Origin of the sequence: Psychromonas sp., assembly GCF_047632995.1 — a bacterium.
Lineage (GTDB): Bacteria > Pseudomonadota > Gammaproteobacteria > Enterobacterales > Psychromonadaceae > Psychromonas.
The window spans coordinates 1-21,121 of sequence record NZ_JBLIEK010000067.1; the positions used below are offsets into that span (position 1 = coordinate 1).

21 protein-coding genes and 1 pseudogene are annotated in these 21,121 nt (G+C 41.3%); 10 read left to right on the plus strand and 12 right to left on the minus strand.

Going from position 1 to position 21,121, the window contains the following annotated elements; genetic code table 11:
- Both ACJAT7_RS11880 and ACJAT7_RS11885 read left to right on the plus strand, forming a co-directional pair.
- Positions 1–465 (plus strand): zinc-binding dehydrogenase (locus ACJAT7_RS11880; RefSeq protein ID WP_415227017.1); only part of this gene is annotated, 465 nt, incomplete at its 5' end.
- Positions 466–488: 23 nt separating this feature from the next.
- A complete protein-coding gene (locus ACJAT7_RS11885; RefSeq protein ID WP_415227018.1) occupies positions 489–1,109 on the plus strand; it encodes a glutathione S-transferase family protein in 621 nt (206 codons plus the stop codon).
- 65 nt (positions 1,110–1,174) lie between these two features.
- Here ACJAT7_RS11885 and ACJAT7_RS11890 read toward each other — a convergent pair whose 3' ends face one another.
- The 3 genes from ACJAT7_RS11890 to ACJAT7_RS11900 form a co-directional block, all read right to left on the minus strand.
- Entirely contained in the window at positions 1,175–1,714 is a 540-nt protein-coding gene (locus ACJAT7_RS11890) for a DUF2179 domain-containing protein (protein ID WP_415227037.1), read from the minus strand.
- 20 nt (positions 1,715–1,734) lie between these two features.
- Positions 1,735–1,932 carry a hypothetical protein gene (locus tag ACJAT7_RS11895; protein ID WP_415227019.1) on the minus strand — a complete coding sequence of 66 codons (198 nt, stop codon included), beginning with the start codon at positions 1,930–1,932 and terminating at the stop codon, positions 1,735–1,737.
- A 105-nt stretch (positions 1,933–2,037) separates the two neighbouring features.
- A complete protein-coding gene (locus ACJAT7_RS11900; RefSeq protein ID WP_415227020.1) occupies positions 2,038–2,334 on the minus strand; it encodes a DUF503 domain-containing protein in 297 nt (98 codons plus the stop codon).
- Between the two features lie 312 nt (positions 2,335–2,646).
- Between ACJAT7_RS11900 and nhaD the strand changes: the two genes are divergently transcribed.
- The 5 genes and pseudogenes from nhaD to ACJAT7_RS11925 all read left to right on the plus strand — a co-directional run bounded on the left by nhaD (position 2,647) and on the right by ACJAT7_RS11925 (position 8,129).
- On the plus strand, positions 2,647–4,080 hold the full coding sequence (nhaD, locus tag ACJAT7_RS11905; protein ID WP_415227021.1) for a sodium:proton antiporter NhaD: 1,434 nt from the start codon (positions 2,647–2,649) through the stop codon (positions 4,078–4,080).
- A 339-nt stretch (positions 4,081–4,419) separates the two neighbouring features.
- Positions 4,420–5,354, plus strand: a pseudogene (locus ACJAT7_RS11910) (SPFH domain-containing protein).
- A 2-nt stretch (positions 5,355–5,356) separates the two neighbouring features.
- A complete protein-coding gene (locus tag ACJAT7_RS11915; protein ID WP_415227022.1) occupies positions 5,357–5,812 on the plus strand; it encodes an NfeD family protein in 456 nt (151 codons plus the stop codon).
- 256 nt (positions 5,813–6,068) lie between these two features.
- A complete protein-coding gene (locus ACJAT7_RS11920) occupies positions 6,069–6,824 on the plus strand; it encodes an NUDIX domain-containing protein (RefSeq protein WP_415227023.1) in 756 nt (251 codons plus the stop codon).
- 717 nt (positions 6,825–7,541) lie between these two features.
- A complete protein-coding gene (locus tag ACJAT7_RS11925) occupies positions 7,542–8,129 on the plus strand; it encodes a hypothetical protein (RefSeq protein ID WP_415227024.1) in 588 nt (195 codons plus the stop codon).
- 77 nt (positions 8,130–8,206) lie between these two features.
- On the opposite strand, the gene ACJAT7_RS11930 is transcribed toward ACJAT7_RS11925, so the two are convergent.
- The 9 genes from ACJAT7_RS11930 to ACJAT7_RS11970 form a co-directional block, all read right to left on the minus strand.
- Positions 8,207–8,869 (minus strand): hypothetical protein, encoded by a 663-nt coding sequence (locus ACJAT7_RS11930; protein ID WP_415227025.1) that lies wholly within the window; start codon positions 8,867–8,869, stop codon positions 8,207–8,209.
- Between the two features lie 682 nt (positions 8,870–9,551).
- Entirely contained in the window at positions 9,552–9,932 is a 381-nt protein-coding gene (locus ACJAT7_RS11935; protein WP_415227026.1) for a hypothetical protein, read from the minus strand.
- 258 nt (positions 9,933–10,190) lie between these two features.
- Positions 10,191–11,306, minus strand: a complete 1,116-nt coding sequence (locus tag ACJAT7_RS11940; RefSeq protein ID WP_415227027.1) for an alpha-hydroxy acid oxidase — start codon at positions 11,304–11,306, stop codon at positions 10,191–10,193.
- Positions 11,307–11,316: 10 nt separating this feature from the next.
- Positions 11,317–12,000, minus strand: coding sequence for a Fe2+-dependent dioxygenase (locus ACJAT7_RS11945; protein ID WP_415227028.1), 684 nt, complete (start codon positions 11,998–12,000; stop codon positions 11,317–11,319).
- Between the two features lie 87 nt (positions 12,001–12,087).
- The gene (locus tag ACJAT7_RS11950) at positions 12,088–14,337 is read right to left on the minus strand and encodes a TonB-dependent receptor (protein WP_415227029.1); all 2,250 of its coding nucleotides are present in this window, start codon (positions 14,335–14,337) and stop codon (positions 12,088–12,090) included.
- 32 nt (positions 14,338–14,369) lie between these two features.
- Complete coding sequence (locus ACJAT7_RS11955) at positions 14,370–15,230, minus strand: TonB family protein (protein WP_415227030.1); 861 nt, start codon at positions 15,228–15,230, stop codon at positions 14,370–14,372.
- Positions 15,227–15,661 (minus strand): ExbD/TolR family protein, encoded by a 435-nt coding sequence (locus tag ACJAT7_RS11960; RefSeq protein WP_415227031.1) that lies wholly within the window; start codon positions 15,659–15,661, stop codon positions 15,227–15,229. The genes ACJAT7_RS11955 and ACJAT7_RS11960 overlap by 4 nt, the downstream gene beginning before the upstream one ends.
- Positions 15,661–16,056 carry an ExbD/TolR family protein gene (locus tag ACJAT7_RS11965; protein WP_415227032.1) on the minus strand — a complete coding sequence of 132 codons (396 nt, stop codon included), beginning with the start codon at positions 16,054–16,056 and terminating at the stop codon, positions 15,661–15,663. The genes ACJAT7_RS11960 and ACJAT7_RS11965 overlap by 1 nt, the downstream gene beginning before the upstream one ends.
- A complete protein-coding gene (locus ACJAT7_RS11970) occupies positions 16,046–16,993 on the minus strand; it encodes a MotA/TolQ/ExbB proton channel family protein (protein WP_415227033.1) in 948 nt (315 codons plus the stop codon). Before ACJAT7_RS11970 ends, ACJAT7_RS11965 begins: the two co-directional genes overlap by 11 nt.
- A gap of 509 nt (positions 16,994–17,502) precedes the next feature.
- Between ACJAT7_RS11970 and ACJAT7_RS11975 the strand changes: the two genes are divergently transcribed.
- From ACJAT7_RS11975 to ACJAT7_RS11985, 3 genes are read left to right on the plus strand one after another with little or no spacing between them, the layout of a single operon-like run.
- Positions 17,503–19,341, plus strand: coding sequence for a vWA domain-containing protein (locus ACJAT7_RS11975; RefSeq protein ID WP_415227034.1), 1,839 nt, complete (start codon positions 17,503–17,505; stop codon positions 19,339–19,341).
- A gap of 35 nt (positions 19,342–19,376) precedes the next feature.
- The gene (locus tag ACJAT7_RS11980; RefSeq protein WP_415227035.1) at positions 19,377–20,009 is read left to right on the plus strand and encodes a sigma-70 family RNA polymerase sigma factor; all 633 of its coding nucleotides are present in this window, start codon (positions 19,377–19,379) and stop codon (positions 20,007–20,009) included.
- Positions 19,999–20,964 carry a hypothetical protein gene (locus tag ACJAT7_RS11985; RefSeq protein WP_415227036.1) on the plus strand — a complete coding sequence of 322 codons (966 nt, stop codon included), beginning with the start codon at positions 19,999–20,001 and terminating at the stop codon, positions 20,962–20,964. The genes ACJAT7_RS11980 and ACJAT7_RS11985 overlap by 11 nt, the downstream gene beginning before the upstream one ends.
- Positions 20,965–21,121 lie beyond the last annotated feature (157 nt).

The window sequence follows — 21,121 nt, forward strand, 5'->3', positions numbered from 1 at the left end:
GAAGAGCTGGGATTTGATGAATGTATTGACCATAAAGCAGAAGACTTTGCACAGCAATTAACTAATGCATGTGATAAAGGCATTGATGTCTACTATGAAAATGTAGGCGGGAAAGTATTTGACGCGGTTCTGCCGTTGCTCAATACAGGTGCTAGAGTGCCTGTATGTGGTTTAGTTTCGCAATACAATGCAACATCATTACCTGACGGTCCGGATCGTCTGTCTATGCTGATGGGAACAATTTTGGTGAAACGCATTAAAATGCAGGGCTTTATTATCTTTGATGATTATGCAGATCGTTATGACGAATTTGCTGCCGATATGACCACCTGGCTTCAAGAAGGCAAAGTGAAATATAAAGAGCAAGTGATAGAAGGCTTAGATAATACGCCTGAAGCCTTTATGGGACTGCTTGAAGGTAAGAACTTTGGAAAATTGGTTGTTAAAGTAAACAACCCACTATAATAATAAATCAAAGGTAAATATTAATGATTAAATTACATCACTTAAACAGATCGCGTTCCAAACGTATCATCTGGTTGCTGGAAGAGCTTAAGGTAAAGTACGAGGTGGTTGCGTATCAACGTGACAGCATAACATCCCTTGCACCTGTAGAGCTTAAATCAGTTCATCCGTTAGGTAAGTCTCCTATCATTGAAGATGATGATTTAATAGTAGCTGAGTCGGGCGCAATAACAGAATACCTGATTGATAAATACGCTGATGGTCAATTCGCTCCCAAGCGCGGAACAAAAGAGTATGTTGAATATTCTCAATGGATCCATTTTGCTGAAAGTTCTGCGATTTTACCTTTGCTGTTAAAAATGTTTGTCGCAAAAGATGGCTGCGAAACTAATTTTCTGGCCGGTTATGCTGATCTGGAGAGCGAAAAAGTGATTAGCTTTTTCGATGAATCATTAGCGGGTAAGCGTTATTTAGTCGCAGACCAATTCAGCGGTGCAGACATCATGATGTCCTTCATTGTTGAAATAGTGAAAAATAATGGTGACTTTGAAAAGTATAAGAACATTGCAGCGTATGCTGCGCAATTAGCCACGCACCCTGCATTTATTCAGGCAGATAATATTGAATTAAAAGCAGAAGCATAATTCATTAATCAAGGTGCAGTTTTACCAAAAATGAAACTGCACTACCAACCCTAAGTTTACCGTTATCAACGCTTCCCCAGCTGCATTAATGTACTATGTAATAGACTATGTCGAGGCAGAATATCTGGCCCTTCATAAACGCTTTTTACATCCGATACGGAATAAACTGCAGTCGGATCAAGATCTTTAATTAACTGGATAAGCGAAGGAACATTCCTCCTTTTTTCAATAATAAGTAGAAGTTCAACAGGATAGTCTTCCCCCATATCACCATCGAATGAAACCACTTTAAAGCCCGCCTCACGTAATTTTCCTGCGAGGAGATCACGATTGAAGGAGATGCAGCGTATAAGTTCATTACCAATTGCAAAACGGTTTTCAATCGAAATACCAACATAGTTACCAACGGCGAAACCACAGGCATAGGCCAATGCAAGATACCACTGATCAAGGTTTGTTAAGACCTGCCCTGCTGCAACTAACCAAACAATTATTTCAAAAAAACCAATAAATGAGGCTAGAAATTTGTGGCCGCGAAAAATCACAATTGTTCGAAATGTTCCAAGAGAAACGTCAATTACTCTTGCAAAAAAGATTAACGGCACCAATAAAAATGGATATTCAATTAATGATTCGATAATGACGACTCCTTAATAATTAATATTGAAACATAACAGTTCAAACACTGGCGCATATTTTGTTTTTGCAAAATAACACAAGCCGTCATGCCTCCGATTTTATTGCCTTGTGTACGCCCGGCATGGGCATGAACTAATGTGGAAAAAGCCCTTTCAAGATCACGGTTTAATGAAGTATTCATCATTAAACGCCAACTACTGGCCAATGGCAAGCAGTTATCCACTATGATTTTTATGCCGTAAGCCCTCAATCCCTTTTGAATTAACTCATTGTTAATTTATCTTGTGAATTACAGCCACGCCTGCTCGATGGCTGTGAGCTCAATATCTGTGGTCGCTTCGCAAATGTTACGAATATTTGCAGTATCTGACTGCAACTTACTTTTGTCACTTCCCACAAGGCAGATAGCCAAAACCGCCCTTTGCCATTTATCCTGATATGCCACTTCAGACACAGAGGCGTTGAACTTGCTGCGGATGCGATCCTTTAGTCCCCTCACCTCGCGTCGTTTCTCTTTAAGTGATTGGGCATGCGGGATTAGCAGTTCAATAGTCACAAGAGTGACGAAGCAGCATGGTTGTTTCATGATATATAACCTCGCTTTCAGCTAATGTAGCCATTTTATATTTTGCATATCAAAGCTATAGCTCACAAAAATTGCTTAAGCAATCTTGCCATCTACGCCACACAAAGGTGTAGAAATACCCACGGTCAGTGTACTGGAAATAAGTGCTACAGAAGTATCTGCCCTTATCTGGTATTTAAAACAACAAAGCGCTTTCAAATGGATATAACTCTAGTTATTTAAATAAATCAAGGCGTTCCAACAACGGCCCACCACAAAAACATTGCAATAGACTATTCTTATTGTAATCACTTTCAAAGGATTGATATTCTCATGAAAATACAACGGGTTATACTTGCCAGTTTAGGCGTTTTTGCTACTTTCCCTGCATACGCTGCGGTACCTACATTAGATCTAACTCAATCAACTATCGGTTATGTATCGTTAATTATTTTTGCGCTTGCTTACTGTTTGGTGATGAACGAAGAGGTTTTAAATCTACGTAAATCCAAGCCCGTATTATTAGCCGCAGGTATAATTTGGTTAATGATTGGCTTTGTAGTAGAACAACCAGAGCAGATTGAGATTGTCAAAAGTGCTTTAGATCATAATTTACTGGAATATTCTAAATTACTATTATTTTTACTCGTCGCGATGACTTATATAAATGCAATGGAAGAGCGCCGCTTATTTGATGCATTACAGGCATGGATGGTAAGTAAAGGGTTTAACTACCGTACTCTATTTTGGCTAACGGGAATCTTATCTTTCTTTATTTCCCCTATTGCGGATAACTTAACGACTGCATTATTAATGTGCGCCGTTGTTATAAAAGTTGCAGGGGAAAATAGTAAATTTATTAACCTTGCGTGTGTAAACATTGTTGTCGCTGCTAATGCCGGCGGCGCCTTTAGCCCGTTTGGTGATATAACCACCTTGATGGTCTGGCAGGCCGGATTGGTACCCTTTAGCGGATTCTTAACTTTATTTATTCCATCTTTAGCTAATTACCTAATACCGGCATTCATCATGTCACGCTTTGTGCCTAAAACTCAGCCCGATACCTTAAATGAATATGTTGAATTAAAACGTGGCGCACGACGTATTGTGCTGTTGTTTTTGTTAACAATCGCAACAGCGGTTGGCTTTCATGCCTTTGCACATTTTCCTCCGGTCATTGGCATGATGATGGGACTGGCTTACTTACAGTTCTTTGGTTATTTTTTACGCTGCACATTGAAGAGTTCACTGGCTAAAAAAACCAAGCGAGCACTCGCCAATAACGATGAAGCGGCACTGAAACGGATCGGCTCGGTAGTCCCTTTTGATGTGTTCCAACGTATATCCCATGCCGAATGGGATACACTATTATTTTTTTATGGTGTTGTTATGTGTGTTGGCGCTTTAAGCTTATTTGGATATTTAGGCTTAGCCTCAGAGGTTATGTATACCCAGTGGAATCCGATATGGGCCAATATTATGGTGGGTGGGTTATCCGCTATTGTTGATAATATTCCGGTGATGTTTGCGGTTTTAACGATGCAGCCGGATATGTCATTGGCTAACTGGCTATTAGTCACTTTAACCGCGGGAGTCGGCGGCAGTTTACTTTCAATTGGTTCGGCGGCTGGAGTCGCATTGATGGGAGCCGCACATGGTAAATATACCTTCTTCGGTCATCTGAAATGGACGCCAGTAATTGCACTAGGTTATGCGGTCAGCATTGTGCTTCATCTGCTACTTCACGACATGATGGTAGCTTTGTAAGATCAAATTATAGGACGTAAACGACGGTGTTTTAAACAGTGTTTAGTGTGCTGACAAGTGCCGTTACACTCAAGCAAGCTTTTAGTGATGCTTAATAAAAAATAAAATGCCTACTCTAGGATGGTTACCATTTATCGATTGAGTAAATACACCATTTGAATAGATTCAGTAATAAAAATCGCGTTGAATATACGCAAAAGATAAGATCCGTTAATTTTATCAAATCAATAATGGAGAGAATCCCCCCTTAACAACAAAGACTTACTCTGCAGTTGTTTGATTTATCAAAACAACAGGTTATCATCATCTACCTTTTTTATTTTATTAACGGAACTTAATATGGACATTTTATTTGAATACATTTTGAGAATTGAGTTTTTATTCTCGTGTTGGCGGTGGTGATCTTAAAATCATCAATCCTTTTTGTACCGCAAAACCGGGCTTTCCTGATCGAACGTTTTGGTAAATATCAATCAACCCGCGAAGCTGGATTAAATTTTATTATTCCTTTTATGGATCGCATTGGTGCGGATCGTTCATTAAAAGAGCAAGCAGTCGATGTGCCAAGCCAAAGTGCCATCACTAAGGATAACATCTCGTTAACCGTTGATGGCATACTCTATTTCAGAGTATTAGATCCGTTCAAGGCAAGCTACGGAGTCGATGATTATATCTTCGCAGTAACGCAATTATCGCAAACAACTATGCGTTCTGAATTAGGTAAAATGGAACTGGATAAAACATTTGAAGAACGTGATCTACTCAATACCAATATTGTTGCAGCAATTAATGAAGCATCCGGTCCATGGGGTATTCAGGTACTGCGCTACGAAATTAAAGATATCGTCCCTCCGCAAACAATAATGGAAGCGATGGAAGCACAAATGAAAGCGGAGCGGGTAAAACGCGCACAAATATTAGAATCAGAAGGTGACAGGCAGGCCGCGATTAATGTTGCTGAAGGTCAAAAACGTTCAGTGGTATTGAAAGCTGAAGCTGAGAAAGAACAACAGGTGTTGCGTGCACAGGGTGAAGCTCAAGCTATCGTTGCGGTTGCTCTGGCTCAGGCAGAAGCATTACACAAGGTAGGACTGGCTGCCAATACCGAAGAAGGTCAAAAGGCAATTCAACTGGATCTAGCCACTAAAGCAATTCAAGCTAAGGCGGCTATTGCCAAAGAATCATCGGTGGTCTTGTTACCAGACAGTGGCACTGATGCCGCATCCGTGGTTGCACAAGCGATGACTATAATTAACAGCTTAAATAAAGGTTAATCATGGAATCTATCTTATCCAATTTACCGCAAACGTTAGTCGTACTTGGTCTTGTTTTATTAGTCATCGAAGTACTTGTATTGGGATTTTCGACCTTTGTTTTGTTTTTTATTGGAATAGGAACCATAGCGACGGGTCTCTTGATGGCAATCGGGCTGATCCCTGAAACTTGGCTTGATTCATTATTAGCAACGGCAATATTATCGACAGTCGTGGCATTAGTCAGTTGGAAACCGATGAAACGGATGCAAAACAAAGTGAAGTCAAAGTCGGTGAATAATGACATGATCGGTCATCAATTTGTATTGACCGAAGAATTGCCCCTCGGGCGAACTATCACTCATCGCTATTCAGGCATCGATTGGCAGACCAGAGCAGAAGAGCAACTAGCAGCGGGAACCGAAGTTAGGATAATCAGCATGGAAGTTGGTCTATTGACGGTGCAACGCGTTGGTTAATAGTTGAATTCAAAAGCTCAACTGACAGAGGTCAGTTGAGCTTTAATACCTCCTGAACGTTGATATTATGTGTATCAATGCCTTAATCTACCAATAGCAAAAAAATAGATCTGACCCTCAGCCCCTATTGCAGTGCGGCAAAGAAATTCAACCATATTATTCCGCTTAACTGAGCTTACGCCTAAAATTGATATTGAATAAGTTGGTTTTTTTGTTCACACTAACCTCAGTAAATACCACTTTGAAGGACCTATCTATGAATTATCTTGATTCCACTAACAATCAGTACGGTGGAACTTATGTCTCCCCAAAGGCTCTCCCTGACAGCAGTGATATTTTCGCATCACAGCTCAACGAGTCATTAAAAATATGGCGGAGCCAGAAGATCAAGGTGGTGTGGATTAAGATCCCCAATGCGCGTGCTAATTTATTGCCGCAGTTATATCAGGCTGGCTTTATGAATCACCATTGCGATGCCGATTTCATGATGTTGACTTTAAGGTTAGAAGACGGGGCGATTATTCCACCTTTCGCCAAACACTCTATTGGCGTTGGAGGACTGGTTATTAATGCCAATAACGAGCTGCTAACTATCAGGGAAAAAGACCACATTAAAACTCACCCTCACAACTGGAAGTTTCCCGGAGGGATGTTAGAGCCGTATGAGCATATCGAAGATGGTGTTATACGAGAAGTGCTTGAGGAAACCAACATTCAAACCGAGTTCCAAAGTTTTATCGGTTTTAGGCACCACCACCAAGGACAGTTCAACACATCCAACATCTATGCAGTGTGTCGCCTCAAGCCGCTAACATTGAATATCACCATTCAGGAAAGCGAGATATTTGACGCCAAATGGTTCCCCATTGAGGATTATCTGGCTGATGACAAGATTGGAAAATACAACCATCAGATTTTACAAAGCGCGCTGAAATATCCGGGGCTAAAAAATATTAATTTGCCTGGTTATATGTCATCAGATCAAGATTACGAAGTGTTTATGACACTCTAATTTACAAAGATAACAGCAGACTTTTAGCACTGTTTAAGCTCTCTACTGCTGTTAGTTATTGCAACACGAGACACTTCCGAAGACTTAACAATTGAGTCACGTCTACTGACGCTGTCTTATCTTTTGACGGATGTAAGCCTAACTGTTCAGCAATCTTTTTTAATGTAGAACGCCCCTTGATAGATTACGTTATTGCAGAGAAAGGTTTTTTTACTCTTGTAAATAGTGATATTTTTCAAAAAAGTTATCATCTCCTAAAAATAAAAGACGCTATAAAAAATCCTGAATATCATTATCACACGCCGAGGAAGTTACGATTTATAAATTGAGTAAGTATATTATTTAAAATAATTCCAAGTAGATTTGGCAACAAAATCCGAGTCACATATGAACGAAAAACAAGAGCCCCTGCCTTTGTGCATTAAAAATCAACACCTTATAAAAATATAAACCACAAAAAAAACGCCCCATAAGCAGCACCACTTAACACACCACTGCATCACTGCTCGCTTAGCTGTTTAATGACGCCACTTAGTCATGCCGCATAGTCATGCCGCATAGTCACGCCACAAGTGGCGCCGCGCCATGGCATCACTATCACTTGTTTTAATGTGATATTTTTTATCTGAAATAGTGAGATAGGATCCGTTTTTTATTTTACTTATTTATTCGCTGTGTTATTTAAGCTATGGTTATTGATTATTAAAGGAGATTCACATGATCACTGTTGATACGCCAACTGGTTTTAAATGGAATGATGTAAACAGCAACTGGGTTAAAAACTACCTCACTCGAAAAACAGCCCTTCTGCAAAAACTGACCAGCGGCATAGGCGTAGATATAAATAATATGAATGAGTTTCAATTTCAGCAAATCTGCCAACTATTAGAAACAACAGCGGACGGCCGAGAGTTACGGAATAAAATGTTCAAGGCCTGGCGTAGTAAAAAATCACGTGACAGCGATAATGGCAAAAAACTTTATACTTTTAATCTATCGATCAAAGCGGGTAGTTATCTTAAAAAAATAGCAAAGGATACGCCTATCAATAAAACGTTAGAGAAACTGATTTTGGCAGGAAAATTAACATCGGAAGATCAAGTCGATAAATATAAGCATAAAATTGTGCAGCTCACCGCCCAGAATGAACAGCTAGTCTCGCAGTTAGCACAAATCCCCTTACCCAGCCCTCCTGTCGAAGATGAAATAAATAGCGACTTACTGGTAAAAGAATTAGCTGGACTGGAAAAATCACAATTGATAAAACAAATATTATTATTACAGCGTAAATTAAATCAGTCGTAATAGATGAAAGAGCGAAATACTATCGTGGTATTGCCTTTTGTAATGAGGAATTTAAATAGAGAGCTAGATGGCGTTAATTATTGCAGCTGAGCTTCATCTGATTGTTTAATCAGGTTCATAAACAGTTGCGTCGCCTCTTTATACAGAGGCTCTATTTTTATCATTTTGCTCTTTTTATTCATTCTGCCCACCGTTTTCATTGCCGAGCGGAATATTAATGTGAAATACTTTTCGTCTTGTTCAATAGAAAACTCATCTTCATTAAAGTTACTTGTATTTGCAGATGAATATTCATTAAAAATCTTTACCAAAGCAGACATACTCGGCCCTGAAATCAGATGTTGCGCTAATGTCATCCCTGCTGCATTTGAGATAATAACGTCAAACGGATTAGAGCGATAAGTGACTACACTATATAATTTTCTTAACTGTTTCGATGTCGGTTTAACTGCTGTATGAATTTTACCGTTGATACAAAAACGCACCAGTTGTTCTTTAGCCATAAAGGCAATCATATCAGTCTCAATAATAGAATGTTCTTGTCCCCTGAACGAGGGCAACAGTTTTAATATATCCAGGTGGTTTTTACGCTTAAAGCAGTTACTGCGGTCCATATGCAGTAGTCGCCCGTCAGGCAGTATATAACCTGCTTCATTAATATTATTGGTTACACCAAGCAGTTCAATCAGTCTATCCGTATCATTGTCTGGAACAGTTGGATGGTACGATTGGTAAGTCATGATTTTTCCTAATAATTAATAGTAACATGCTTATCTACTTGACTTTGAGAGTGTTCTTTCGAAACCTTTTTTAGGCTGATTGCCCGACCCGCAGTGTAAAAAGTTATGACACAGAAACCTTCTAAACTATTGTTCTATATAACGTTAATATCTGTGCGTAGTATATATATTGATTTTTCAATATGTTCGTTCACTTACTTAGCTATAAAATAATGTCACTACCTGCTTTTTTGAATGGTAAAACTGCGTAAGGTGCTCAGCAATGATTTATAAGGTTAGATCTTTATATTTTTTTTCTCACAACTCAGATCACATTAATGAAAAGTCATATAAAAAGAAGTGCAAAAGATTCGCTGCTAAATTTTAGCTCTTAGTAAAAACTCACATTATCGGCAAATATGTACAAGTATTTATGCAATTACAGCAGAATAAATATTTTCATTGTAATTGAGTTCGATAATGAATAATTTTAAAGAGATATAAAATATCAGCATCTCTTAGCAAGATGCCAATTGAATGGGGAGATTGTTAAAATGATTTTTAATGCAGCATTTGCTACGTCTCATTCCTTTTCTTTGCTCAACCTAGGAATACCGCTTTCACCGCATTTATCTATATCGAGCAGTCCTGCCCACCGATAATTATGCGCACAGGAGGCCGCTTGATTTAGCGGGAGAAGATATCAATTAATAGTCACGAGATGAAGAAATGGAGGTATTGGATATACTTTTGTCTCTGGTAAAAGCTGCTGAGCAAGCTCGAGTCTTATCTGGAGCCTGTCATCTAACCATGCCACCCCTTCTTCCGAAAGTTTATGATGTTCTAGTAACGTATGACGGAAAGTACAAAATGTTTCATCTGAACCAATAACTAAGTGTTGAAGAGAATTGCAAAAATCATCTACAGTGTAAGGTATATCAAGAAAGATTGAATTCTCTTCCTCAGAGTACCATGCAAGTTTAGAATATTTTGTACTGATATAGGTGTCTAACATAATATATGAAGCTTTATCTTTACGCCTGGCTTCTGGCAGTTGGAGTTGAATTAATGAGTAAGCTTCCAAAGTAAAAATTCCTTTAACTGATATAAAACAAAACATTAACATAAATAATATAAATTAAATATAAACCCGCAGGAAAAGTTACTGTCAATCTTTGCTCTGGTGATCCAAAAGGAAAAAAATAGATAACGTATTTAATCTGTTCTTATGAATTTTAGGGCAACGGATATTTAATTCTATATTATTTTTAGTTGAATCGGCCCACCAGCTGCAGGAATAATTGCTCATCGCGGTGGCGTCACAACCACCGAAGGTTGGCACTTAACGATGCTCACCCCGATAAATCGTGTCTTGCGTTATATCGCCAATGGTTGGTGTGCCCATCATCGCCATAGTTACTTCCAGCTCCTCCCTGAGTACACGCAGCATATGGGCGACGCCCAATGCCCCGGCGACTGCTAGCGCATACAGCTGCGGCCTGCCGACCATCACGGTATTCGCGCCTAAGGCAATCGCTTTATAGATATCCGTACCACGCTCAATCGCCCCATCTACAATAATCGGGTAGTCAGGGCCCAGTGATTTTCTGATTTTCGGTAATAGCTCAATGGCCGAGGGAATTGAATCTAAAGCACGTCCACCATGATTGGATACAACAATACCCGCAACACCGATTTGTTTCGCTTTAAGGGCATCAGCCGGATGCATAATGCCTTTTATAATAATGTCGAGAGAGCTGTTTTGTTGTAGCCAGGCAATATCTTCCCATGTCGGCGCTTCCGTCATCATCCCTTGAAAAACGATGCTTTGCTGCTTTGATAGGGTTTTACGTGGTAACGGCGGACGATCACGCAAATTGATTGCTTCAACCCCTTCAGGCAGCACAAAACCGGCACGTTGCGCGCGATTGCGAATTCCATGCAGACTTGTATCCACGGTAACCATTAGTTTAGTGTAACCGGCAGCTTCAGCCCGTTTTACAAGACTCAGAGTAAATTCTCGTGATTCCTGAAAATACAGCTGAAACCATTTACCTGAGTCCAGATTTTGCGCAATATCTTCGAGTTTATGACTGGCCAGGTTGCTGACCACCATAGTTGTTTCAAGGCTACTTGCCGCCTGAGCCGTGGCTATTTCTCCCTGTGGATGAACCAATTTTTGAAATGCCACTGGCGCTAAGATGATCGGATGGCGTAATGACTCGCCCATAAAGTGCAATGCACTGCTACCTTGAGTACAATCTTTTAGCATTTTTGGCAGCAATTGAATGTTATCTAGGGCCTGACGATTTCTGCGCAGCGTTAATTGATCTGCCCCACCACCAGCGATATATTCATAAATATCATGACCTATATGTTGTTTGGCGTGTTCGGCGTAGTCACTGACACTGACCAGATCGTGGGGGATATTTGAACGCGTTTCAGCTATATAATGCATCTGTTTTACTCTAGGTATCTGCCAGTTGGCGAATTAATCTATGATAGCTGCTGCTCAGTCGAACAACATCGGGGTGTTGATGATCATGTAATTGGGTAAGCGATTGAATACTTTGATCAAGGTCGAACAGTACTTGACGCTGCTCATGGCTGCGGATCATACTTTGTAGCCAAAAAAAGGCGCAAGTCCGCTGCCCTTGCTCAATCGCACGGACACGATGCAAGCTGGTAGATGAATAGAGGATCAGATCCCCTGCTGCTAACTTAACCTTATGTGTCCCGTAACTGTCTTCAATTTCCAGCTCTCCCCCTTGATACTCCTCCGGCTCACTGAGAAAGAGTGTAGCGGAAAGATCGGTACGAAGTCGGATACTAGTGCCCGGTACGATACGTATTGCGTTATCAACGTGAAAACCATAATGATCACCGCCATCGTAGCGATTAAACATAGGTGGCAATATTTTCAACGGCAGTGCCGCAGAAATAAACATAGGATGGAGCGCTAATGCATGAAGAACCTTATCGCTTAATTGTTGAGCGAGTTTGGAATCAACATCAAGTTGACGGTTTTGTTTTTGGCTAAGTGCTTGCGTGCCAGCAGTCAAGCAGCCATCTTGCCAATTAGCATTATCGAGATGACGGCGGAAAAGCGCCACTTCATCTTTGCTAAGTACTGATGAAATCGGGATGATCATTTTTATCTCTTACTTTTAATAGGAATTGTTCAGACTAAAGTAGCGGCTGCCTTGCGTGGCAGCCGTTTCTATATGTGCAATCAGCGGTTAAAATTTATAATTAAGCGTCAAATTGGCCGATCTTGCATCACCGATATAAACAATATCTCCCCCACGGTATACGGCAGTGTAATAGTCTTCGTCGGTCAGGTTCTGAATATTGCCACGCAGTTCAAGTTTTTCACTAAATTGATAACTGGCAAAGAGATCATAAACCGTATATCCATCGAGGCGAATATTACCCGATGCGCCTGCATCAGGCTGACCACCATAAATTTCACTAGAGTAAGTGGCATTACCGCCCACTGCCAATTTCGGCACTACCTGATAACGCAACTGCAAATTAGCACTTTGTTTGGCAAAGTTGGCTTTAGGATTACCGACATTATCTGCATTAAAAGACTCCAGTGTTTCTGAATCCATTAAGGCGATACCAAACTGACCACTTAGCTTACTAGTAATATTGCCCGATAGTCCCAATTCAATCCCCTCAACTCGGTTTTTACCCGTGTTAAGATTTCCGCCTGTTACGTAAGAATCATTACCGCCTTCAATAACATTATCTTTGGTAATTTGAAAAACTGCGGCACTAAGCAGTAACTGCTCATCCATCAAGTTCCATTTAGTTCCTAGCTCAAGATTAACACTTTCCTCTGGCTCAGCGTTTTTGTAATTACCCTCGTCATCGGTACAGATACCGCCGTAACCACAGTTACCTGCAGAGTCCGCTTCGCCACCATTAATATTTGCAGAAGTACTCCAATTTGCGTAAATATTACCGTTTTCCCAAGGAGAATAGACTACACCAACATGACCATTGAAAAATCCGTCTGAATATCCATAGTTTTTCTCAGGAACCGGGCCACCACGTCCGTTTGATGCAGCAAGCCATAAATCGTATTGGAAATAATCATAACGTAACCCGGCAAACAGCTCCCAGTCTTCATTAAGGGTGATGGTGTCCATTAGGTATGCAGAGACAGTATTCAATTTATAATCGGTCGCTTCGCCAAGTTTGGTCGCCGTATTAGTGGAAAAATCAATATCGTACGCACCACCAGCCATGCGCTGTGCCCAAGCACTGGTCGCGCCCTGTACTTTTTCCTGGGCCAACTCAATACCCGTGATAATTGTGTGGCGACGTCCAGCAATCTCTTGATCAATGATTATGTTGGTCTGGTTACCTAGGTATTCATTGTCTTGCCAACCAGCAAAGGTGCGATCTTGTCCATCAGACCGTATTGTGGTCATAATATATTCATTAGAGGTTTTGCCGTAACGACTTTTATTTTCTAGACGTACTGCATCATTTATATCGACGGCCATGGTGAGGGTTAATGTATCCGCCTGAGAACGCAAAAAGTCTAGGTCTTTAATACCTGGATAGCCTTGTTCGCCATTCGGCTCACCATCAACCAGATAAGTCCCCACATCAGGTGTATCATCAGATTGGTAATGGTAATAATCTGCAGCGATCTTTAAGTCATCGGTTACTTGATAAACCGTTGAAAGCAATGCACCAATGCGTTGCTCTCCAGCAGGACCTCGATCCGGCACATCTTTCTCAGCGTAAAGTAGATTAAGACGAACAGCCAGATCATCATTAATTACTTTGTTGCCATCAACAGTATAACGTTGGAATTTATCTGTTCCGAGTCCTGCAGATAGGTTGACAAAATCATCATCTAAACTCGCTTTTTTGGTCACACTATTGACCGCCCCCCCTGTTGAACCACGACCTGCAAATGTCGAATTAGGCCCTTTACTTATCTCAACTTGCTCTAAGGCAAAAGTATCACGAGAGATAAGACCCGGTTCACGCAGGCCATCTGTAAACACATCACTGCGCGCCTCGTAACCACGAATAACGTAGCGATCACCAAAGGAGTTGCCTCCTTCACCCGTACCCAAGGTAATCCCCGGTTGCGCGCTAAGAATATCTTTTAACTCTGTTTTCCCTGAATCCGCAATTGCCTCTTTAGTGAGCACTGTAACCGTTGCAGGCGTGTCAGCAATATCTCGACTGCGTTTACTATCGGAAAGTTTTTTGGCTTTATAGGGCGCGCCAGGCTCTGAATAAGGATTAGCGTCTGCAGCAATGCTTGTATCCTCTACCAATAAGGCATCGAGATTAACCTCTTCAGCTTTCACATCGGCAATTAAAGCCGTTGAGATTACTAACGCCAGTGAGCCGCTAACAAACAGATTAGTACTTTTACTACTGTTCTTATTAATTTGTTCACTGTCGTAGTGAGTATGGTGAGAAACCCTAAATTCTGGCGTAACAACTTCAGACATAATAACTTCCTTTTTTACCAATGTTTCAGTGACTATTGATTTAGTTTGAAAACAATTGGAATGGTTATAATAATTTCCTGTTCACTCTGCTGCGCAGGAAATGGTGGTAATGGCGATGCTTCTTTGACCATTTTTTTTACAGCTCGATCTAATTGACGATAACCAGAACTTTGTTTAATCTTAATGTTTTTCACTAAGCCACTGCTAAGCACAGTGAAACTGAGTAACACAGTGCCCTCTTGACCTTTTGTACGGGCATATTTCGGATAACGTTTGTGCTTAGCCAGCGTGACAGCAATAAGCGCGTAGTAGCTTCGCTTATAACCGGGTGTTCCTCCCGAGGTCAGGGCATTGGCACTTCCCGTCGACATTTTCAGCGTACTGAGTTCATTTTTTGTCCGTGGATCTGTTGCCACTGCGCTTTTCGCTAACGACGCTTGTAAAGGATCGATTACTTGATCTGTCATTGTTTTCACGATTTGGCTTGGTATTTTTCTTATCTCCGTTTCTATTATCTCAACAGGATCCGCGGATACAGGCGCAGCTATTTCTCTATCAACTTTTTTAACTCTGATCTCGGCGGTTTGCCTGAGTTCGACGGGCGGTTCACTCTCTTGTGAGGGTTTTTGTACACTCTCTGGCAATATGGGCTGCGCCGTTGTCGCTTCTTTGCTGATTTCACTGGCCTCGATGGGCTGTGCTTCAATAGCGGCACTTTTCCGTGTATCAGTGACACTGCCCAGATCCCCGAGCATACCCAGTTCAACCTCAATTCCTTGTTCGCCCTTGTCCATGGCGCCACCTGAGACTGAATAGCTAAGCAGAAATAATCCAGCAAGATGAATAAGCACTGCGCCAAGTATCGCTGTGCAGTAATGGCGAACTAAAATCATAATGGTAATTGATCCTCTATTTTCTTTGTGATCAAAGAGATACGTAGCAATCCAGCAGCCTTAATACTGCGCAGTGTTATTTGCAGTTGCGCAACATCGAGCTGCGCATCCACTTTCACCTGCACAGTGAAGCTTTGCGGATCGCTCGCTTGTGTCACACTGCGCTGCAATTGTTCGCTGAGATCTTGCTGTGTGGTTGCCTTTCCATCTAGGTATAACGCGCCGCTCTGGGTCACCAGTAACTCGGCCGTATTTTGTTTTTGCATAGCTTGCTCACTAATCGAATCTGGCGGATCAATTTTCTGTGGGTCTGAGCGCTGAATTTGTCCTGCCACCATAAAAAAGATAAGCATCAGGAACACTACATTGATCAGCGGGATCAGATTGTCATCACTCGCAGGTTGCCGCTTAGTATTTTCGGGTATTAGCATCAGCGTATGACTCCAGATAGTGAAACCTGTTTGGCACCACTTTTTTTGAACTTATCGAGCAGCGTGATTAATGCTTGAGTGCTAACCTGCTTTTCAACCTGCAGCGCAAAAATAGCATGAGGTTTGTTGGCAATCAGATCAGCCAAGGCGTTTAAGTTTGTCACTTTGTAGCGTTTGCCATGGACACTAAATTCATCACCATGAGAGTGTAAAACCACCCGAATAATCTCATTTGAAGCTTCTTGCGCTGCTTTGCTGGCAGGCAATTGGATAGCCCGCCACTGGGTAAAATTCGATGACAGCATAAAAAACAGCAGCAGAATAAAGACCACATCAATAAGAGGGGTCAGGCTAATCGCTTGTTTGCGTTTTGGCAGGTTAAGATCAAGCAGCATTTTGTATCTCTGTATAGTGATTGATGCTTTGTATTTCGGCGGGTTGCTGAGTAAAGACCCGGGTAACATGACTGTTCATACTGGCGCTTATCCGCTCAACTTTTCTATCCAACCAGTTATAAGCCGCAACAACAGGGATCGCGACTGCAAGGCCCACAGCAGTGGTGAGCAAGGCTTGCCAAATTCCTCCTGATAAAATGGAAGGGTCGACCTGATTACCCGCAACTTCCATCTTTTGAAATGCACTGATCATGCCCAGAACCGTGCCCATCAAACCAAGCAAAGGGCTGAGACTAGCAATCACCTCAAGTGGACGAAGTAGCATGCGAAACTGATTGATTTTCTCTGTCGCTTGGCAACTTAACTCCTGTTTTAATAACGTTAATGGCTGCTGATCTCGCATCCCTGACATGGCATTCATTACCAACTGGGAGACCGGACGCTTGGTCTTCAAACTAGCTTGCGCTTTGCTTAACTGCCCCTGCTTCCAGTAACTGAGCGCTTGCTTCACATCTTTGGTATTTTCAGCCTGCAGTGGGAAAAACTGCCATAACTTAATAAGAATGATGGTTAAGGCCAGAATAGAAAATACAGATAGGATCCACACAACTGGCCCGCCTATTTCGAGTAGATTTAGCAGTGGGTCAAAAAGTATACTGCTATCAAAATTGCTAAGCGTGGCTAAGTCAGTTGCGTTGCTCGTTACTAATGAGGTTGAATCGCCCAGCCCATCCACTGCAGGGGTTAATGCTGAGAGGGTTTCAGTGGATGTGGCATTAGCGTGATCACCAAAATGCTGCAAATCAACTGCTCCAGTTGTTAGCTGTTGATCCACTCCAAGAGGTGAGTCAGTCGCATTTTGAATTGCCGTTTTCTCAGCACTGCTCACGGAAAAAACGTTTGTGGATTTACTCGACGATATAACTGCACTAGACAAAATTTAATCTCCAAAACTAAAGTAAATGTAAACAAAAATGTTTCTATCTAATCAATGCGCTACACCCAAAAAGAAAATGACTAGCAAAGTAATCGTTGTACTTAATAGAGTGATAGAAAACGACGCAAATGATAATGGAAATCATTTGTAGATGCAAACGATTATCATTAAGATTTAAAAACCGCATGTTCAGGTGCTTTTTTAGATTATTAAAAAAATTAAATATTTTAATATTCAGATAGTTCAGGAATGAATTTAGTCTGTGTGGGCGGTAAAAAGCGCTCATTTACAAAGAGGTAAATATCACGCGCTAGTTTGAGAAGTTTTATCGAAACGCTGAGAACAACATAAGTCTGACGAGAAAAGGAACTAAGAGCAGCACATTTGCATGCTCGTATCCGTTATTAGTTCTTTACAAATTATTTTAAAATTAATTAACCCCTTTTCAAGCTTCGTCCGTTTATAGCTAGTAACTGTATAACAGCAATAACTGAGAACGGAGAATAACCATGAAAGATTCAATACAAAAAACAGCACAAGTCGCAGCGCTTTGCAGCGTATTACTCGTTACCGCTTGTGGCCCAAATCCGCAAGTTGATAATCCTGACAAGGTCAATAATGACCAGCCAAAAGAACAGCCGTTAATTAAAGATAAGGAAATAGGTGCACAAGTTACGGACATAAAGGTAGTTGCTGCGATGGAAAGTGAACAACGACCAGAGCAACGTTTACGTTTAGAAAAAAGAAAAGCTGATTATATGGAAGGTGCAGCAACTAAAATGGCCCTTGTGCAACCTTCTCTTCGCCATACTCTTACTCCCCATGATGTAACAGTGCCAACCATGGCGCTTAGCAATCGTGAAAACTACGCGCACAATACAGACAATCCATTTTATTTAGTGGCCGAGCAACCTGTCTCGACCTTTTCTATCGATGTGGATACGGCGTCCTATTCCAATGTACGTCGACTTCTTAATCAAGGTAGCTTGCCCCCTGTTGATGCGGTTCGAGTGGAAGAGATGATCAACTATTTTTCCTATAATTATGCGCAGCCGGAAAACGGGCCATTTTCAGTTTACAGCGAAGTCGGTCCCAGCCCCTTTAATGCACAAAAAAAGTTAATACATATCGGTATTCAGGGAGATAAACTACAGAATTCTGAAAGACCGGCTGCAAACTTAGTGTTTCTGTTGGATGTATCCGGCTCGATGAACAGTGCCGATAAACTGGGTTTATTAAAAAATGCACTGAAAATGTTAAGTAAACAACTTACCGAGAACGACAGCGTTGCTATTGTTGTTTATGCAGGCGCTGCGGGCACCGTGCTTGAGCCCACTAAGGGTGACAACAATGCGGCGATAATTGATGCATTAACGCGTTTATCGGCTGGCGGCTCAACAAATGGTGGTGCAGGTATTGAACTGGCTTATCGTCTTGCTAATCAGTCCTTCATTAAAGGCGGAATTAACCGCGTTATTTTAGCCACCGATGGCGACTTTAATGTCGGCATGGTTAATCAACAAGCCTTAAAAAACCGCATTGAGCAGCAGAGAAAATCCGGTGTTTCGCTGACTATTTTAGGTTTTGGTCGCGGCAATTATAATGATGCTTTGATGCAGGAGCTGGCACAAAATGGTAACGGTAATGCGTTTTACATTGATAACCTTAACGAAGCACGCAAAGTGTTAGTGGAAGAGCTATCGTCCACCCTCGTCACTATTGCCAAAGATGTAAAAATTCAGATTGAATTTAATCCCGCTATCGTCAGTGAATACCGCTTAATTGGTTATGAAACTCGCGCTTTAAAACGGGAAGATTTTAACAATGATAAAATTGATGCGGGTGATATTGGGGCGGGTCATACGGTGACTGCTATTTATGAAATCAGTTTACACGGTGCAACGAACCAAAGTGTTGATCCACTGCGTTATCAATCTCCAGAAAATAAAAAACAGCAAACGGCTGATGTAAGTGAAAACGCAATTGCGCTTAACGAACTGGCCTTTTTAAAGCTACGTTATAAGTTACCAGAGCAAGAGAGCAGTAAATTGATTGAAATAGCCATTAACAGAGCTGATATTAAAGAATCAATGCAAGCCACCAGTGAAGATTTTCAATTTTCTGCTGCTGTTGCAGGTTTTGGCCAACTGTTACGCGGAGGTAAACATCTATCCACTATGGATATCAACAAAATCATTGAACTTGCACAACAGGGCAAAGGGACAGATAAACACGGCTACCGTGGGGAATTTATCAATATGGTCAAACTTGCTGATGCATTGGCACCACAACTCACTAAAAAACCGACTGTAGAAGAAGAGATCGGTGATAGAGTTGGCAGTAAATAGATTTAAAAGATAGTTATCAATATAAGGGTAAAGGATTGGACGCGAAGGCTCAGGAAAAGTTAAGCCGACAACAACTGGATCAAACACTGATGCTTGCCTATGCAAAGGGCGATGCAGCAGCGTTTGATCTGCTTTATGGCAAGCATAAAGTGGCTGTTTATCGTTTTTTTATACGGCAAAATTTAACCACCGCCGTGGCCGAAGAACTGTGTCAGGAAACTTGGTTTAAACTTATAAATAACAGGACAAGTTATCAGGCCAATGCATTATTCACCACTTACCTGTTTACCATTGCTCGGCGTATCGCGATTGATCACGCACAAAAGAAAAGTGTCTTATATGAGAAACAACAGAGCGAAAATACTGTCGATCGCTTAGATAATTTAGATAGCGCTAACCAAGAGAGTAATAAAACGCAGCAAACAGAGGAAAATAATCACAGCACGCAACTAGATGCTACAGCGAATCAAGCATTAGCTAGCGCGTTAAAAGAGCAAATAGCGGCCTTGCCCTTTGAGCAGCGAGAAGTCTTTCTATTAAAACAGGAAGCGGGATTTAGCATCGATGATATTGCCAGGATAACCTGTCAGAACAGAGAAAAAGTAAAAAGCTGTTGGCGTTATGCGTTACAGAAAATGCGCAAGGGGTTAAGTTTTTATGACAACTAACAAGCAAGATGATCAAGCACTGGCAGATGACCAGGCCTTTATACAGTCACTTTATGATGATTTGTCTGATCAGGCCGGGGATGATGCAACAGAGCAGCCTAGTGAGCTGTTAGATCAACGCATTCTCGCCGCTGCACATAAAGCAGTAGCGACTAAACCAACGCGGCAGATAGATGCAACTCCAAGCCGACAAACCAACGACAATGTAGAAGCGTTAAAACACCCTGCTGTAAAACGAAAAAAAATGGCTTGGTACTACCCTGCTGCAATGGCGGCTTCTCTACTATTAGGCGTAACAATTGTTAACCATCAACTAAGCGGCCCTATTAACCCCGCATATGAAGGTACATTAGCATCTGTCGATCATATTAGCAGATCTAAGCAAAGTGAGTCATTAGTTGCATCGGTAACAGAACTGGATTTAAGCCGTTCCAGCGATAAATCGGCGCGGTCTTTAGGCGCACAACAAACATTTAAAGAAGAGATGATTGCTGGAGGGGCTGATGATGCTTTTGCAGAAAGTGAGATGCCCTTGATTGCATCGGTACAAGCACCTCTTATTGCCGATAAAAAAATGATGAAAAGCAGATCCAAAGCAGAAACTGCCAGCGCCGTGCAGAAGAGAACAGATACCGAGTCTGTTATTGCCGCGACTAAGAGCAAACACGCGCCTTCTGCTAAAGAGCAGCTGCTAAGTAAACAAGGGTTAAATTCACCTTTATCCCCTACTGCTTTGTCGCATAAAGAATATAAAGCACTGCAAGCGCAATCTAAGCAGAAGACCTTATATTGGTTGCTGCAACAAGAAAACGACAGCAGTTACGTGATTGAGCTGTTTACAACAGAGCAAACCTCGCTATTTTATCGTTTAAATAAAAACAATTTCCAACTCAATAAAAGCAGCGAAAATAAAAAAGAGCCCTTTGCAGAGATAATTTATATTACAGAAAAATGAAAAATAGAATGGTGGTAACGGCTTATTGCAACAATAATCGGCAATAGGGTCTTTTATCGGCGCTTTTTATTGCTGCTAAAAGGCGATAGCAGTAATTGCGAAAAATTAAGTGATTTTTAAAGACCAAATTCCCCTAATCCCTGCGGCATTTGCGGAT